The 14,727-nt window shown below is 62.3% G+C and carries 14 protein-coding genes; 6 read left to right on the forward strand and 8 right to left on the reverse strand.

Annotated elements, in window-relative coordinates; all coding sequences use genetic code 11:
* Positions 1–136: 136 nt before the first annotated feature.
* From Q1W70_RS16095 to Q1W70_RS16115, 5 genes are all read right to left on the reverse strand, one after another.
* Entirely contained in the window at positions 137–1,480 is a 1,344-nt protein-coding gene (locus Q1W70_RS16095; RefSeq protein WP_182342073.1) for an imelysin family protein, read from the reverse strand.
* A gap of 189 nt (positions 1,481–1,669) precedes the next feature.
* Entirely contained in the window at positions 1,670–3,724 is a 2,055-nt protein-coding gene (locus Q1W70_RS16100; RefSeq protein ID WP_166590745.1) for a putative bifunctional diguanylate cyclase/phosphodiesterase, read from the reverse strand.
* 328 nt (positions 3,725–4,052) lie between these two features.
* Positions 4,053–4,649 (reverse strand): superoxide dismutase, encoded by a 597-nt coding sequence (locus Q1W70_RS16105; protein ID WP_095165865.1) that lies wholly within the window; start codon positions 4,647–4,649, stop codon positions 4,053–4,055.
* Positions 4,650–4,824: 175 nt separating this feature from the next.
* The gene (locus Q1W70_RS16110) at positions 4,825–5,427 is read right to left on the reverse strand and encodes a LysE/ArgO family amino acid transporter (RefSeq protein ID WP_166590744.1); all 603 of its coding nucleotides are present in this window, start codon (positions 5,425–5,427) and stop codon (positions 4,825–4,827) included.
* A 5-nt stretch (positions 5,428–5,432) separates the two neighbouring features.
* Positions 5,433–5,834, reverse strand: coding sequence for an ACT domain-containing protein (locus tag Q1W70_RS16115; protein ID WP_166590743.1), 402 nt, complete (start codon positions 5,832–5,834; stop codon positions 5,433–5,435).
* Positions 5,835–5,930: 96 nt separating this feature from the next.
* Between Q1W70_RS16115 and Q1W70_RS16120 the strand changes: the two genes are divergently transcribed.
* From Q1W70_RS16120 to Q1W70_RS16135, 4 genes are all read left to right on the forward strand, one after another.
* Complete coding sequence (locus Q1W70_RS16120) at positions 5,931–6,830, forward strand: LysR family transcriptional regulator ArgP (protein ID WP_166590742.1); 900 nt, start codon at positions 5,931–5,933, stop codon at positions 6,828–6,830.
* Positions 6,831–6,926: 96 nt separating this feature from the next.
* Positions 6,927–7,934: an NAD-dependent epimerase/dehydratase family protein gene (locus Q1W70_RS16125; RefSeq protein ID WP_265536729.1), complete on the forward strand. Its 1,008-nt coding sequence runs from the start codon at positions 6,927–6,929 to the stop codon at positions 7,932–7,934.
* A gap of 93 nt (positions 7,935–8,027) precedes the next feature.
* Positions 8,028–8,873, forward strand: coding sequence for an ATPase (locus tag Q1W70_RS16130; protein WP_302097580.1), 846 nt, complete (start codon positions 8,028–8,030; stop codon positions 8,871–8,873).
* A gap of 87 nt (positions 8,874–8,960) precedes the next feature.
* Positions 8,961–9,809, forward strand: a complete 849-nt coding sequence (locus tag Q1W70_RS16135; protein ID WP_166590740.1) for a cache domain-containing protein — start codon at positions 8,961–8,963, stop codon at positions 9,807–9,809.
* Positions 9,810–9,811: 2 nt separating this feature from the next.
* Here the strand turns inward: Q1W70_RS16135 and Q1W70_RS16140 are convergent, their stop codons facing one another.
* Positions 9,812–11,329 (reverse strand): MDR family MFS transporter, encoded by a 1,518-nt coding sequence (locus Q1W70_RS16140; protein WP_182342067.1) that lies wholly within the window; start codon positions 11,327–11,329, stop codon positions 9,812–9,814.
* Between the two features lie 287 nt (positions 11,330–11,616).
* Between Q1W70_RS16140 and Q1W70_RS16145 the strand changes: the two genes are divergently transcribed.
* Positions 11,617–12,513 (forward strand): helix-turn-helix domain-containing protein, encoded by an 897-nt coding sequence (locus Q1W70_RS16145; RefSeq protein WP_182342065.1) that lies wholly within the window; start codon positions 11,617–11,619, stop codon positions 12,511–12,513.
* A 6-nt stretch (positions 12,514–12,519) separates the two neighbouring features.
* Here Q1W70_RS16145 and Q1W70_RS16150 read toward each other — a convergent pair whose 3' ends face one another.
* Positions 12,520–12,696: a hypothetical protein gene (locus tag Q1W70_RS16150; RefSeq protein ID WP_166590737.1), complete on the reverse strand. Its 177-nt coding sequence runs from the start codon at positions 12,694–12,696 to the stop codon at positions 12,520–12,522.
* A gap of 124 nt (positions 12,697–12,820) precedes the next feature.
* Entirely contained in the window at positions 12,821–13,726 is a 906-nt protein-coding gene (locus Q1W70_RS16155) for a LysR family transcriptional regulator (protein ID WP_206684659.1), read from the reverse strand.
* A gap of 115 nt (positions 13,727–13,841) precedes the next feature.
* Here Q1W70_RS16155 and Q1W70_RS16160 point away from each other — a divergent pair, with 115 nt between their 5' ends.
* Positions 13,842–14,726 carry an MBL fold metallo-hydrolase gene (locus tag Q1W70_RS16160; protein ID WP_166590735.1) on the forward strand — a complete coding sequence of 295 codons (885 nt, stop codon included), beginning with the start codon at positions 13,842–13,844 and terminating at the stop codon, positions 14,724–14,726.
* Position 14,727: the final 1 nt, after the last annotated feature.

A 14,727-nucleotide genomic window follows, 5' to 3' on the forward strand; every position in this document is an offset into this window, starting at 1 on the left:
CGTTGTCGCGCACCGGCACCTTAAAACGAGAAAAGCCCTGCAGGCGTGAACCTGCAGGGCTTCTCGGTCAGGCTGACCGGCTCATTGGCCCCGCGCGAGTCGGGGCATTTTCATGAGAGGTCTTGGCCTGGGTTGATCAGAACTCGTGATCAGCGTTGTCTGGGTTCAGGTCGCTGATACCCAGTTTGCCAGCAGCCTGTTCGATCGAACCGGTCTGCTTGACCAGGGCGGCGATGGCGTCGCGCACGATCTGGTTGCCAGCGGTGTTGCCGGCGGCGATCAACTGGTCGTAGTGCTCGCCCTTGTTGGCGTGATCGACCATGGCCTGCAGCTTGGCTTCGGTCGCCGCCAGGTCCGCCTTGAGGGCGGTATCGGCAGCCGGGTCGGCCTTGGCCACCAGCGACGACAGGCTGGCGCCGGTCATCTTGGTGCCGTCGGTACGGGTGTATTCGCCCAGGTACACGTTACGCACGCCCTTGGCGTCGTAGAAGTGCGAGTTGTGGGTGTTGTCGCTGAAGCAGTCTTGCTCGTCTTCAGGCGAGTTGGCCTCCAGGGACACCTTCATCCGCTCGCCGGCCAGTTCGCCCAGCGAGAGGCTACCCATGCCGAACAGCATTTTGCGCAGGCCGGTTTCGCCTGGCTCGGCTTCCAGCGTGGCGCGGTAGTTGTCGGCCACGTTCGGCTTCCAGTTACCGACCATTTCTTCCAGATCGCTGACCAGCAGTTGGGTCACGGCCTTGAGGTAGGCGCGACGGCGATCGTTGTGGCCGCCGGTAGCGCCAGTGCCTTCCAGGTAGTCCGAGGCCGGACGGTTGCCAGCGCCAGGGCCGGTGCCGTTCAGGTCCTGGCCCCAGAGCAGGAATTCGATGGCGTGGTAGCCGGTGGCGACGTTCGCCTCGGAACCGCCCAGCTCGTTCAGGCTGGCGAGTTTTTCCGCGGTGATGTCTTTCACGTCAACCTTGTCTTCACCCACCTGGACTTCGGTGTTGGCGATGATGTTGGCGCTGGCACCCGGGTTGCCCAGAGCGTGCTCGTAGCTCTTGTCGACGTAGTCGATCAGGCCTTCGTCCAGGGGCCAGGCGTTAACCTGACCTTCCCAGTCGTCGATGATGGTGTTGCCGAAGCGGAACACTTCGCTCTGCAGGTAAGGCACACGAGCGGCAACCCAGGCAGCCTTGGCGGCTTTGAGCGTCTCATCGTTCGGCTTGGCGAGGAAGGCGTCGATCGCGGTCTGCAGGGTTTTCGCGGTGGATTCGGCATCGCTGTAGACGGCGAACACGATATCGGCGTAATGCGCGACTACGGCCTTGGCTGCGGCGTCGTCGACTTTGCCTGTGGCGGCCGGTGCAGCAGGTGCTGCAGTGCTGGCGGCTGGAGTAGGCGCTTGAGGAGCAGCAGCCTTGTCTTTACCTTCGCCGCAACCGGCGAGGGAAATAGCGATGGCCAGCAAACTGGCGGTAGCCAGAGGCATACGAATCATGGCGAACATCCTGCTTCGGTAGATGAGGGACAAGCGCGGTAAGCGCAAAACTGCGACATAATGCAAATCTTTCGCATTATGTGTAAAGGGTTGTACCTGGAAATATTTCTTATTCACCAACCTGGGATCGCGCACGTCGCGCACTTGTGCAGCAGCGGCCTCGACGGGCTCGACCGCTGCTGCAGGTTGCTACAGCGGGCTCATGGCGTTGCTGCGTTGCGCCTGTTTCAGGTAGGCGCTCAGCTCCCGGGCCGGTAGCGGCTTGCTGTAGAAGTAGCCCTGACCTTCGTGGCAGCCCTCGGAAATGATGTAGGCCTCCTGCTCAGCGGTCTCCACCCCCTCGGCAATCACCTGCATGCCTAGGCTTTTACCCAACTGGATGATGGCGCGCACGATGGTGGCATCGTCATCGTCGTCCAGCAGGTCCTGGACGAAGCTCTTGTCGATCTTGATCTTGTCCAGTGGCAGGCTTTTCAGGTAGCTGAGGGAGGAGTAGCCGGTGCCGAAGTCGTCGATGGCGATCAGGGCGCCGGAGCGGCGCAGGCTGAGCAGGTGCTGGGCGGCGGTGCTGATGTCCTCCATCAGGCCGGTCTCGGTCACTTCCAGCTCCAGGCTGCGCGGCGGCAGGCGGTACATCTGCAGCAGGTTGTTGACCACCCGCGGCAGCTCGGCGTGGTGCAGTTGCACGGTGGACAGGTTGACCGCCATGCGCAGGTCACTGAAGCCCTGGTCGTGCCAGTCGCGCAACTGGCGACAGGCCTGGTCCAGCACCCACTCGCCGATGGGAATGATGGTGCCGTTCTGTTCCGCCAGCGGGATGAACAGGTCTGGCGGTACCAGCCCGTGTTCCGGATGCTGCCAGCGAATCAGCGCCTCGACCCCCACCACCCGGTGATCGCGATAGCTGATCTGCGGTTGATAGACCAGGAACAGTTGATCGCGGCGCAGCGCCTCGCGCAGGTCCTTTTCCAGTTCGCGGCGCCGGCGCATTTCGCTGTCGACGCTGGCAATGTAGAACTGGTAGCGGTTGCGCGAGCGGGTCTTGGCCAGGGTCATGGTCTGCTCGGCTTTCTGCAACAGCTTTTCGGTGCTGTCGCCGTCCTCCGGGAACAGGGTGATGCCGATGGTGGCGCGCAGGCGGATCTCCTGGTGATCCAGGGCAAACGGCTCTTCCAGGTCATCCAGAATGCTTTGCGCCAGTTCGGCGGCTTCATAGGGTTGCTCGATGTCGGCCTGCACCAGGGCGAACTGGTCGCCACCCAGGCGAGCCAGCGCACCGAGGCGACCACTGTGGGCGCGCAGGCGGTCGGCCAGGGCCAGCAACAGTTGGTCGCCGGTCTGGTAGCTGAATTGCTCGTTGATCCCCTTGAAGTCGTCCAGGCCGACGCAGATCACCGCGACCCGGCGCTGCAAACGCCCGGCATCCACCAGGATCTTGTCCAGTTGCTGCTGCAACTGCTGGCGGTTGGGCAGGCCGGTGAGAAAGTCGTACTGGGCCATGCGCAGCAGGCTGTTCTCCGCTTCATGGCGCAGATGGGTATTGCGCTCGATGGATTCGAGCAACTGGTTGGCGGTATTGATCCACAGCCCCAGTTCGTTTTTCTCGTGGCCTTTGAGCTGGGGGATCTTGTGTTCGCTGGGGCGGTCGGGGTTGATGGTGGTCAGGTGCTCGATGATCCGCGACAGCGGCTTGGTCAGCAGCCAGTGATAGACCAGGTACAGCACCAGCCCCATGGCCAACGCCCGCAATACCCCGGAAACAAAGATGATCACCGAGCTGACAATAAACCCCTGGCCATAGGTGGCGGTGTCGAGGGTAATGCTCAGGTCGCCGTAGTACTCGCTGTAGGGGCCACGACCCACCAACTGGGTGGTGAAGGTGCGCTCCTTGCCCAGGATCAGGTCGGTCAGCCAGCGACTGCTGGAGTGCTGCAGCTCACGGCTTTTTTCCGCCAGCATGGTTTCATTGGGATGACCGATGGAGGCCATGCGCACGGCGTCATCCTGGAACAGCCCCTCGATCACCTGCATGCCCATTTCCCGGTCCAGGCTGTAGACGGCCTGGGTCGATGGGTCGCGAAACATGTCGAGGATGCGTTCGGCATCGTTGGCCACCGCCTGGCGCGTCTTGTAGGCATCAAAGACGATCTGCGCGCAGCTCAAGACCACACCCACGATCAATGCCGACAAGAGCACAACCCGGAGCAACTTAACCGACAAGCTGTTTTTGAGTTCCAGCTTCAAAGGGTAATTCCTTGTTCCGTGCGGGTAACGTCAAGATGCCATGAGTATTGGCAATCCCGTGATGGCAGTCAAAGGGACAATCGAGCCAGGCGGAGGTTGTCCGCCGGCCAGCTCGCATAACCTTGGGTAAGCGGTTATTGAAGCCCATTTGTAGTGTGTCGGTATGCACCTCCTGCAACTTGAGGGGCTGGGCAGAATATTTGTATCTGGATGATGGTAGCCGCCTGTGGCGCCGGAGCAAGGGCGAGGCTGTTTGCCGGGTGCTTCAGGGGCTGGCCACAGGCATAAAAAAACCCGGCAACGCCGGGTTTTTTCACTGCAAGCGGACTCAAGCGGTGAAGGTTTTGCCTTCGAACTGCTCAGCCACGAACTTCCAGTTGACCAGGTTCCAGAACGCTTCCACATACTTTGGACGCACGTTGCGGTAGTCGATGTAGTAGGCGTGTTCCCAGACGTCGCAGGTCAACAGCGGGGTGTCGCCGTTGGTCAGCGGGTTGCCGGCGCCGATGGTGCTGGCCAGGGCCAGGGAACCGTCAGCCTTTTTCACCAGCCAGCCCCAGCCGGAACCGAAGGTACCGATGGAGGTTTTGCTGAACTCTTCCTTGAACTTGTCGAACGAACCGAAAGCAGCGTTGATGGCTTCAGCCAGCGCGCCGGTTGGTTGACCGCCGGCGTTTGGCGCCAGGCAGTTCCAGTAGAAAGTGTGGTTCCACACTTGAGCGGCGTTGTTGAAGATGCCGCCCGAAGAAGACTTGACGATTTCTTCCAGAGTCTTGCCTTCGAACTCGGTGCCTGGCACCAGGTTGTTCAGGTTCACGACGTAGGTGTTGTGGTGCTTGTCGTGGTGAAACTCCAGCGTTTCCTTGGAAATGTGCGGCTGCAGTGCATCGTGTGCGTAAGGCAGTGGCGGCAATTCGAAAGCCATGATGATTCTCCTAATCAGGTCAGTTGCGGTGGGCGCAAGGCCGATCACGGGCGGCCAGACAAGCGCCGGGGAGTTTGTACTCTTTGCGGCGCAGGTGTCGGATCATAGCACCGGGGGTGCGGCATAACCACGCAACAACTGTGTGGGATAGAGGTTCCAGAGCCTTTTGCGATATTCAACTGGCGGCAATTAATTGAAAGGCCACCGCGAACATCATCACCGCCACCAGCAGGTCGAGAATTCGCCAGGTGCTGGGGCGAGCCAACCAGGGGGCCAACCAGGCCGCGCCGAAGGCCAGGGTGAAAAACCACAGCAGCGAGGCACTGGCCGCGCCGACCACATAGGCCCCGGGCTCGGCCTGCTGGGCGCCGAGCGAGCCGATCAGCAACACCGTGTCGAGGTAGACGTGGGGGTTGAGCAGGGTCACCGCCAGTGCGCTGAGCAGCACCGCGCGCAACGAGCGTACGGTCTGGTCCTCGCCCTGCTGCAGGCTCTGTTTCGAGCAGGCCCGACGCAACGCCAGGCTGCCGTACCACAGCAGGAAGGCGGCGCCGCCCCAGCGCGCGATGGCCAGCAGGGTCGGGTTCTGCGCGAGCACGGTGGCCAGGCCAAATACGCCGGCCGCCACCAGCAGCGCGTCGCAGACCACACACAGTGCGGCCACCGGCAGATGATGCTCACGGCGCAGGCTTTGCGCCAGGACAAAGGCGTTTTGCGTGCCGATCGCCATGATCAGGCCGAACGCCACCAACAGGCCGTTTACATAGCTTTGCCACATAAGTCTTACTCCGCGTTCGCCGCCAGTTGCGTGAGTACGGCCATCGCGCGCTCGGCATCGCCCTGGCCGACAAACAGATGGTCGTGGTAGTAGCCGGCAATCACGTTGCAACTGATACCGGCCTGGCCCAGGGCTGTTGCGAAGGCGGCGGTGAGGCCGACCGCTTCCAGGGCCGAGTGCACGTTGAGGGTGATCCAGGCCGCCACGTAGTCGAAGGCCAGCCCACACTTCAGGGCGTGGGAGCGTTCGAGGATGACCGTCAGGCCTTCCTGTTCACGGAAGCTGCCAATGATTTCGCAGCCGGGTGGCAGTTGCCCGTCGGCAATCGTGCAGAACACGTATTCGCCGTCGTTCAGCTGCGGGCTCATGCTGCGCAGCAAGGTGTTGAGGGAGGTTTCGCCAGCCATGTCGCTGATCCTTGGGCAAGAGTGGATGCTGGCTATTCTCCTGTTCCAGGCTGTATAAGAAAAACCAATATTGCTGATCGCTCATTAGGAAAGCTGATGTTCGACTATAAGTTGTTATCCGCCCTGGCTGCCGTGGTCGAGCAAGCCGGCTTCGAGCGCGCCGCCCAAGTGCTGGGACTCTCCCAGTCGGCGATTTCCCAGCGGATCAAATTGCTCGAAGCGCGGGTCGGCCAGCCAGTGCTGGTGCGGGCCACGCCACCGGCGCCGACCGAAATCGGCCGGCGCCTGCTCAACCATGTCCAGCAAGTGCGCCTGCTGGAGCGGGACCTGCAAAGCCTGGTGCCGGCGCTGGATGAAGCGGGCTTGCCCGAGCGCCTGCGCATCGCCCTCAATGCCGACAGCCTGGCGACCTGGTGGGCGGGGGCGGTGGGGGATTTCTGCGCGGAACAGCATTTGCTGCTGGACCTGGTGGTGGAAGACCAGACCGTTGGCCTCAAGCGCATGCGTGCCGGGGAAGTGGCGGCCTGCCTGTGCGCCAGTGAGCGTCCGGTGGCGGGCGCGCGCAGTGTCTTGCTGGGCGCCATGCGTTATCGGGCCCTGGCCAGCCCGGCCTTTATAACCCGGCACTTCCCGGACGGGGTACGCGCCGAGCACCTGGCCCGCACCCCGGCACTGGTGTTTGGTCCCGACGATTTCCTGCAGCATCGCTACCTGGCGTCCCTGGGTGTCGAAGGCGGTTTTGAGCATCATCTGTGCCCGTCTTCCGAAGGCTTCATTCGCCTGACCGAAGCGGGCCTGGGCTGGGGCCTGGTGCCGGAGTTGCAGGTGCGCGAGCAGCTCGAGCGCGGTGTGCTGGTGGAGTTGTTGGCAGATAAACCGATCGATGTGCCGCTGTACTGGCATCATTGGCGCAATGGTGGCCAACTGCTCGGTTTACTCACCGAGCATCTGGTGCGTTTATCCCGCCAATGGTTGGTGCCGTTGGAGCAGCGGTAAGCGTCAAGCAGCAAGCGATAAGTGAACAGCTTGCGTACCGTTTTTAATGTGCAGCTTGTGGCTTGAAGCTTGGAACTGCATTTGTAGGAGCAATACATGAAAATTCTGGTCACCGGCGCAAGCGGCTTCATTGGCGGGCGCTTTGCGCGGTTCGCCCTGGAGCAGGGCCTGGACGTGCGGGTCAACGGTCGCCGGGCCGAGAGCGTCGAGCATCTGGTGCGCCGTGGCGCCCAGTTCGTGCAGGGCGACCTGACCGATGGGCAACTGGTGCGCGACCTGTGCGTGGACGTCGACGCCGTGGTGCATTGCGCCGGTGCGGTAGGGGTGTGGGGGCGCTATCAGGATTTCCATCAGGGCAACGTGCTGGTCACCGAAAACGTGGTCGAGGCCTGCCTCAAGCAAAATGTCCGGCGCCTGGTGCACCTGTCCTCGCCGTCGGTCTACTTCGATGGCCGCGATCACCTGGGCCTGACCGAAGAGCAAGTGCCCAAGCGGTTCAAGCATCCTTATGCGGCCACCAAGTACCTGGCCGAGCAAAAGGTCTTCGGCGCCCAGGAGTTCGGGCTTGAAGTGCTGGCGCTGCGCCCACGCTTCGTCACCGGCGCCGGCGACATGAGCATCTTCCCGCGGCTGCTGAAAATGCAGCGCAAGGGGCGCCTGGCAATTGTCGGCAATGGCCTGAACAAGGTCGACTTCACCAGCGTGCAGAACCTCAACGAGGCCATGCTCAGCTGTCTGCTGGCCAGCGGTTCGGCGTTGGGCAAGGTCTATAACATCAGCAATGGTGCGCCCGTGCCTTTGTGGGACGTGGTCAACTATGTGATGCGCCAGATGCAGGTGCCGCAGGTCACGCGCTACCGTTCCTATGCCCTGGCCTACAGCGTTGCGGCGCTGAACGAGGGGTTTTGCAAACTCTGGCCGGGACGCCCGGAGCCGACCCTGTCGCGCCTGGGCATGCAGGTGATGAACAAAAACTTCACCCTGGACATCAGCCGCGCCCGGCATTATCTGGACTACGATCCGAAAGTCAGCCTGTGGGCGGCGCTGGATGAGTTCTGTGGCTGGTGGAAGGCCCAGGACATCGGCGCATCCCCCCGGCACTGAACCGAGTGACGGGTTCGGGGTCGATCAATGCGCCGGGTTCAAGGTTTATACTCGGCGCATTTAGCCATCTCTGTGGTTCCAAAAGGTTGACTCATGTCCATGCGTAACGATGCCAACGACGACTTCGATAATGTGCCGAGCCTGCGTGCCGACAGCTTCGATCACGATGACTTCCACGCCGCCGGCCCCACCCGCGAGCGCAACAGCGTGCATGCGCGCAGCGTCCCTGCGGTCCAGGCCAAGGGGCCGAGCACCGGTCCGTTGTGGGCGTTGGTGGGGGCGCTGTTCTTTGCGTTCATAGGCCTGGCCTGGTGGAGCTTCCAGCAGATCTCGCTGATGGAGCAGCAGTTGGTGGCCACCCAGGAAAGCTTCGCGCGCATCAGTGAGGAAGCGGCCGGGCGCCTGCAGGACATTTCCGGCAAGGTCGTCGCCAGCCAGACCAACGTGAGCAGCGACAGTGAAGCGCTCAAGCTGCAGATCAAACAGCTCGAGCGCCAGTTGCTGGAGCAGAACCAGCAACAGCAGGGCGTGGTAGGGCAGGCGACGGACCTGGACAAACGCCTGGCGCAGATCGCGGCGCAAAGTGCCGAGCAGCGCACCCTCAATAACCAGCTGCAAAGCGAACTCAAGACCCTGGGCGCCGAGGTGATCACCCTCAAGAGCACGCCGGCCGATACCAGCAAGGTCGAGGCCGAACTCAAAAGCCTCGGTGCCGAGATCGCCGCATTGAAGAAGCAGGGCAATCCGAGCGCGGCCATCGATCGTCTGGAGCAGGAACTGCTGGTGATCAAGAGCGAGCAGGACAATCGCCCGGCGACCCCGCAAGGTGGCGCGACAGTGGCCGAGTTCGATGCGTTTCGTGGCCAGGTCACACGCAACATCACCACCTTGCAGACCCAGATCCGCAATCTGCAGCAGCAGATCAGCGCTCGTCCTTGATCGGGCCAGCCGGCTTTTGCTGAATACTCGTACATAGCCCCAAGCCGTCTACGCTCTTGAAACATCTACAAGAACGAGGGACGCACAATGAGGTTTCTGCAAAAAGCCGTGCTGCTCGGCGGGTTACTGCTGTTGTGCCTGGGGCAGGTGCAGGCGGCGGCCAAGGCCGCCGATGAGGACAAGGCCGCACTGGCCTTGCTGGAAAAGGCCCTGGCCTACTACCACGACCAAGGTGACAAGGCGTTTGCCGCCTTCAGTCGCCAGGGTGAGTTTGTCGACAAGGACAAGTACGTTTTTGTGCTCGACACCAAGGGCACCATGCTCGCCAGTGGCGGGCCGTCTTCGGCATTGATCGGGCGCGATGTCTCCGAAGTGCTGGGCCCGGACCTGCAGAAAGCCTTCAAGAACGCCTTGCTGGTGCCTGAGGGCAACGGCATCCAGACCGCCGAGTATCGTTGGCAGAACTGGGCCGACGGCAAGGTCGAGCGCAAGCGTGTGTACTACCAACGCATCGGCCAGCGAATTCTCGCGGTCGGTTACTACCTGCCACGGGCGTCAGCCGAGCAGGCCAAGGCCCTGCTCGACAAAGCGGCGGCCGACCTGGCCAAGGACGAACAGGCCACAATCAAATCGATCAATTCCCTGCAAGGCGGTTTCCTGCAGGACGACCTGTATGTGTTCGTGGTCAATCTCGACAATCATCGTTACCTGGCCCACGGCACCAATCTGCGCCTGATCAACACCGATTTCGGCAAGGTCAAGGACCCGGAAGGCAAACCCGTGGGCGAGCCGATCCTGGCGCTGATGGCCACCCAGGATCAGGGCGAGTACGAGTACCGCTGGAAAAACCCGGTCACCGGCAAAGTGGAGAACAAGCACGCCTACCTGAAAAAAGTCGGCAACCGGCTGGTGGCGGTGGGGTACTACAGCCCTTGAACCTACGGGGCATTGTGTTCGCGGCCGCGCAGCAGTTGATTGGGCATCGCGATGGCCGCCGCCAGTCCCAGCAGCGACACCGCCGCACTGACCATCAGCAAATGCCGGAAGGTCAACAGCAACTCGGCGCGCAGGGCGTTCTGCGCGTCGCCAGGGGCGGCGTTCAAACCGTCGAGCAGGACGTTGCCGGAACTGCCTTCACTCACCAGCGACGTGCCCGCCAGGTGGGCGAAGCTGGAGTCCTGCAATAGCGCCAGCAACAGGGCTGACATCAAGGCCACGCCTACCGCGCCGCCGAGGGCGCGGAACAGGTTGGTGGTGCTGGTCGCGACGCCGATGTCCCGTTGTTCCACCGAGTTTTGCGTGCCCACCAGCGAGGTCGGGAACTGCATGCCGGCGGCGATCCCGCAGAGCAACATGAACAGGCTGCTCAGGAGCATCGCTTGCGGCGGGCTGTAGGCCATGCCGAGGATCGCGATCGGGGTCAGCAGCGCACCCGTGAGGATCATCGGTTTGTAGCGTCCGGTCACCGAGGTCCGGCGCCCGGCGTAGTAGGCCCCCATCGGCAAACCCATGGCCAGCGGCAACAGGTGCAGCGCGGCGCTGTCGGCACCGGCGCCGGTGACGCTCTGAAAGCGCAGCGGCATCAGCACGATCAGGGAAATCGCCTGGAAGCTGGTGAAGAAAATCGTGCACCAGCACAGCAGTGCATTGCGGTTGGCGAACAGGTGCATCGGCAGCAGCGGTTCGCGGGCGCGGCGCTCGTGCCAGACGAACAGCGCCAGGGTCAGTACCGCGCCCGCCAGCAGCCCCAGCACTTCGGCACTGCGCCAGGCGTGACCCTGGCCAACCTGGGTGATGCCGAGCAACAGGGCGGTCAGGCCGATGATCATCAGCAGCGTGCCGAGGTAGTCGATCAGCGGTTTGCGTTGCGGCACCGGCAGGCCAACCAGTGTGCGGTTGGCCACCAGCCAGGCGCCCAGGCCCAGGGGCAGGTTGATCAGGAACACCCAGCGCCAGGACAGGTACTCGGTCATGAAGCCGCCGAGCACCGGCCCGGCGACACTGGCCACCGCGTACATGCTGCTGAAGTAACCCTGGTAACGGCCGCGTTCGCGCGGTGGCACGATGTCGCCGATGATCGCCTGGCTGACCGAAATCATCCCGCCGGCACCGATGCCCTGGATGATCCGCGCCAGGACCAGTTGCTCCATGCTCTGGGCCAGGCCGCACAGCAACGAAGCCAGGGTGAACAGACCCATGCCGAACAGCATCAGCTTGCGTCGACCGTAGAGGTCGCCGAGCTTGCCGTAGATCGGCACCGCCACCGTCATTGCCACCATGTAGCCGGAAATCACCCAGGCCAGCAGGCTGACGTCCTTGAACTGGGCGGAAATGGCCGGCATCGACACGGCGACGATGGTCTGGTCCAGCGCACCGAGGAAAATCGCCAGCATCAGGGCGATCAGTACGCTGCGAATGGCCGGCTTGGGGGATTCAGGTTGGTTCATGGTGGTCACGGGCAAACCCTGCGGGGGGATGCCGCCAGTGTAAGTCGGTAGCAGGCTATTCGATAGCCTCGTAAGAATGCTGGCGGGGGTTTTCCGTGACCCTGTTACGCGTGTCGTGCAGGTCGTTATGGCTTAAAAGCGTCAGTCGGACAGGCCAGTGGGTGGTTTTTATCCATCCGGTACTTGCATTTTTTCTTGGTGAGTCGGTCAATTGAACGTGAACACTGAGCCCAAATCTGTACATTTCGCCAATCGGGGCGACTATCGCCCGCTACGCTGAGGCCTGGACTGACGTTATGAACAAGCCTGCCCTTCCTGCGATTCCAGTATTCAAACTCTACGGTGAAAGTCTGGACTGGCCGACGCCGGACTTGCTGCATTGCGAAACCATCTCCCAGCGCAGCCGCGAACACCAATGGAAAATCAAACCCCACCGTCATGCCGATTTATGTCAGTTGCTGTTTGTATTCAAAGGCCAGGCAGAACTCGAAATCGAAGGCCAACTGAGCCGGCTTGACGAGCCTGGGATCCAGATCCTGCCGGCACTGTCGATCCACGGTTTTCGCTTCAGTGAGGATGTCGAGGGTTTTATCCTGACCCTGGCGGCCCCCCTGGTGGCTCATCTGCACGCTCAACTGGGCCATTCGGTCAACGCCCTGGCCCAGGCCGAAAGTTACCCGGCAGGCGCTCAGGCCGACTACCTCAATAACCTGTTCAGCGCCTTGCAGGCGGAGTACAACGGCCATCAACCGGCGCGCGAGATGCTCATGCATGCGTTGGTCAGCGTGATCCTGGTCTGGGTCAGCCGCCAGGTGATCCAGCGCCGTAGCGTCCACCAGCGTCCGCAGCGCGCCCGGGAATACCTCAATGGCTTCATTCAACTGGTGGAAGAGAATTATCGCCAGCACGTCAAGGTCGAGGACCTGGCCCATCGCCTGGGGATTTCGGTGTCCCACCTCAACGGCACGTGCCGTGAGCTGGCGGGGCAGCCGGCGTTGCAGATCATGCACGAGCGCCAGTTGCTCGAGGCCAAGCGCATGCTGACCTACACCAACATGACGATTTACGAGATGTCCGATCTGCTGGGCTTCTCTGACCCGACCAATTTCACCCGGCTGTTCCGCCGCCGCGTCGGCATCTCGCCCAAGGCGTTTCGTGATCGCCTCAAGAGCGATCAGCGCGCCCAGGAGTGAGTGCCTCTACCTGAGGGCGTTCAGGGTCGCGTTGTGTGGAATGCACTGGTCAACGCCACAACTGGCCGCGACCCTGGGTTGTTGCCTGGCCTGTTCGACGCGGTAGGCGGCGGTGCCATACAGCGCCAGTGTGGCGGTGCAGGTAATGAAGATCGCGAAATACCGTCTTGTTTTAATGTTCATGGCATCGACCTCTGAACGAATACCCGGGGGTACTCCTATCAGCATAGGTCAGCTGTGCCTGGATGCCATGAATACAGCCTGCGCTTGTAGGCGGACATTCAGGGCCGTGATGACGCAATAGCGCCTACAGCCCCTCGTCCCATTCCGGCTCTTGCGGAAACCTCACCACCAGAAAGTCCAGCATGCTGCGCAACGCCGCCGGCATGTGCTTGCGTGAGGCATACACCGCGTACATGTTCATCTGCCGTGGCTCGGCGTGGGGCAGCAGGCGGACCAGTTCGCCACGGCGAATGTGCACATGGGCCTGATAGCTGGGCAACATGGCTATCCCGGCGCCGGCCATGGCGGCGCGCAGCAGGGTGCTGGCCTCGTTGGCGCTGATGTTGCCCTGCACCGGCACCGAGACCTGTTCCCCCGCCTGCTCGAAGTGCCACAGGCTCTTGCCGAAGTAGGAGTGAGTCAGGCAATTGTGCAGGCGCAGGTCCTCCACCTGCTGCGGTGCCGGGTGTTCGAGCAGGTACGCCGGGGAGGCGCAGATCAGCGAACGACAGACGGTCAGGCGCCGCGCGATCAGGTTCGGGTCCAGGTCGTTGCTGGTGCGAATCGCCAGGTCGATGCGTTCATCCACCAGGTTCACCGTGCGGTCGAGCATTTGCAGGTCGATGCTGACCCCGGGGAAGCGCTTGACGTAGGCGGCCATGGCATCGGCCAGTTGCGCCTGGCCGAACGAGGTACTGACGCTGATGCGCAGCAGGCCGCGTGGCGCCTCATCCGGCTCGCTGACGGCGGCCTGCATGTCGCTCGACAGCTCAAGCATCTGCCGACAGCGGGGCAGGATCTCGCTGCCGGCGGCGGTCAGGCTCAGCTTGCGTGTGGTGCGGTGCATCAGCCGGGCGCCGACCCAGTCTTCCAGTTCCGCCAGGTAGCGCGACACCACCGGGCGGGAGAGGTCCAGGTGGTCGGCGGCCGCCGACTGGCTGCCGAGGTCGACCACGCTGACGAACACGCGCATTGCTTGAAGACGATCCATGATTTGCCCGCTTTCAGAAACAAACTATGTCCAAGCATCGCATTTTTTGTAGCGAGTCAGGCAACTAAGCTCTGTCCCATCGCCAAACCCGGCCCTCGGAACACGGAGCAGCACCATGATCGGTTTCAGCACCTTCAAACGCCTTTTACTGGCCACCGCCACCCTCGGTTTTGCCGCGCATGCCGCGGCCGCCACTGCGGCATTGACCCTGGATGTCTACAACCCGGGCACCGCAGCCCTCTTCCCGGTGAGCTCGGTGCTGGTCAGCGGCGAAAAAGAAGCGATTCTGGTGGATGCCCAGTTCGGCAAGTCCCAGGCCCAGCAGGTGGTGGAGAAAATCCGCGCCAGCGGCAAGCAACTGACCACCATCTATATCAGCCACGGTGACCCGGATTACTACTTCGGCCTGGACACCCTGACAGCGGCATTCCCCAACGCCAAGGTGCTGGCCTCGCAACCGACGGTGGATCACATCAAGGCCACGGTTGAAGGCAAACTCAAGTTCTGGGGCCCGAAAATGGGCGCCGACGTCCCCGCTAAAACCATCATCCCCGGCGTGCTCAAGGGCCATAGCCTGAGCCTGGAAGGCCAGACCCTGGACATCGTGGGCCTGGACGGCAAGCAACCGGACCGCAGCTTCGTCTGGATCCCGTCGATCAAGGCGGTGGTTGGCGGCGTGGTGGTCGCGGAAAACATCCACGTCTGGATGGCGGACACCCAGAGCGCGCAGTCCCATGCCGACTGGCTGAGCACCCTGGACCAGATCGTCAAGCTGCAACCGCAGACGCTGGTTCCCGGTCACTACCTGGGTGACAGCAGCCGCTCGCTGGCCGCCGTGCATTTCACCGCCGAGTACATCAAGGCCTTTGATGAAGAAACCGCCAAGGCCAAGGACTCCACCGCACTGATCGCCGCCATGCACAAGCGTTACCCGAACCTGGGCGAGGAAAGCTCCCTGGAGCTGAGCGCCAAAGTCGCCAAGGGCGAGATGCAGTGGTGAG

It is taken from the genome of Pseudomonas kielensis (assembly GCF_030505375.1).
GTDB lineage: Bacteria > Pseudomonadota > Gammaproteobacteria > Pseudomonadales > Pseudomonadaceae > Aquipseudomonas > Aquipseudomonas kielensis.

What these genes read in the sequence shown, in the direction of transcription:
- Q1W70_RS16115 (WP_166590743.1), bottom strand. Translation starts at nt 5,834, where the DNA reads ATGGCTGGCGAAACCTCCCTCAACACCTTGCTGCGCAGCATGAGCCCG.
- Q1W70_RS16145 (WP_182342065.1), top strand. Translation starts at nt 11,617, where the DNA reads ATGAACAAGCCTGCCCTTCCTGCGATTCCAGTATTCAAACTCTACGGT.
- Q1W70_RS16120 (WP_166590742.1), top strand. Translation starts at nt 5,931, where the DNA reads ATGTTCGACTATAAGTTGTTATCCGCCCTGGCTGCCGTGGTCGAGCAA.
- Q1W70_RS16095 (WP_182342073.1), bottom strand. Translation starts at nt 1,480, where the DNA reads ATGATTCGTATGCCTCTGGCTACCGCCAGTTTGCTGGCCATCGCTATT.
- Q1W70_RS16150 (WP_166590737.1), bottom strand. Translation starts at nt 12,696, where the DNA reads ATGAACATTAAAACAAGACGGTATTTCGCGATCTTCATTACCTGCACC.
- Q1W70_RS16105 (WP_095165865.1), bottom strand. Translation starts at nt 4,649, where the DNA reads ATGGCTTTCGAATTGCCGCCACTGCCTTACGCACACGATGCACTGCAG.
- Q1W70_RS16130 (WP_302097580.1), top strand. Translation starts at nt 8,028, where the DNA reads ATGTCCATGCGTAACGATGCCAACGACGACTTCGATAATGTGCCGAGC.
- Q1W70_RS16160 (WP_166590735.1), top strand. Translation starts at nt 13,842, where the DNA reads ATGATCGGTTTCAGCACCTTCAAACGCCTTTTACTGGCCACCGCCACC.
- Q1W70_RS16125 (WP_265536729.1), top strand. Translation starts at nt 6,927, where the DNA reads ATGAAAATTCTGGTCACCGGCGCAAGCGGCTTCATTGGCGGGCGCTTT.
- Q1W70_RS16110 (WP_166590744.1), bottom strand. Translation starts at nt 5,427, where the DNA reads ATGTGGCAAAGCTATGTAAACGGCCTGTTGGTGGCGTTCGGCCTGATC.
- Q1W70_RS16155 (WP_206684659.1), bottom strand. Translation starts at nt 13,726, where the DNA reads ATGGATCGTCTTCAAGCAATGCGCGTGTTCGTCAGCGTGGTCGACCTC.
- Q1W70_RS16135 (WP_166590740.1), top strand. Translation starts at nt 8,961, where the DNA reads ATGAGGTTTCTGCAAAAAGCCGTGCTGCTCGGCGGGTTACTGCTGTTG.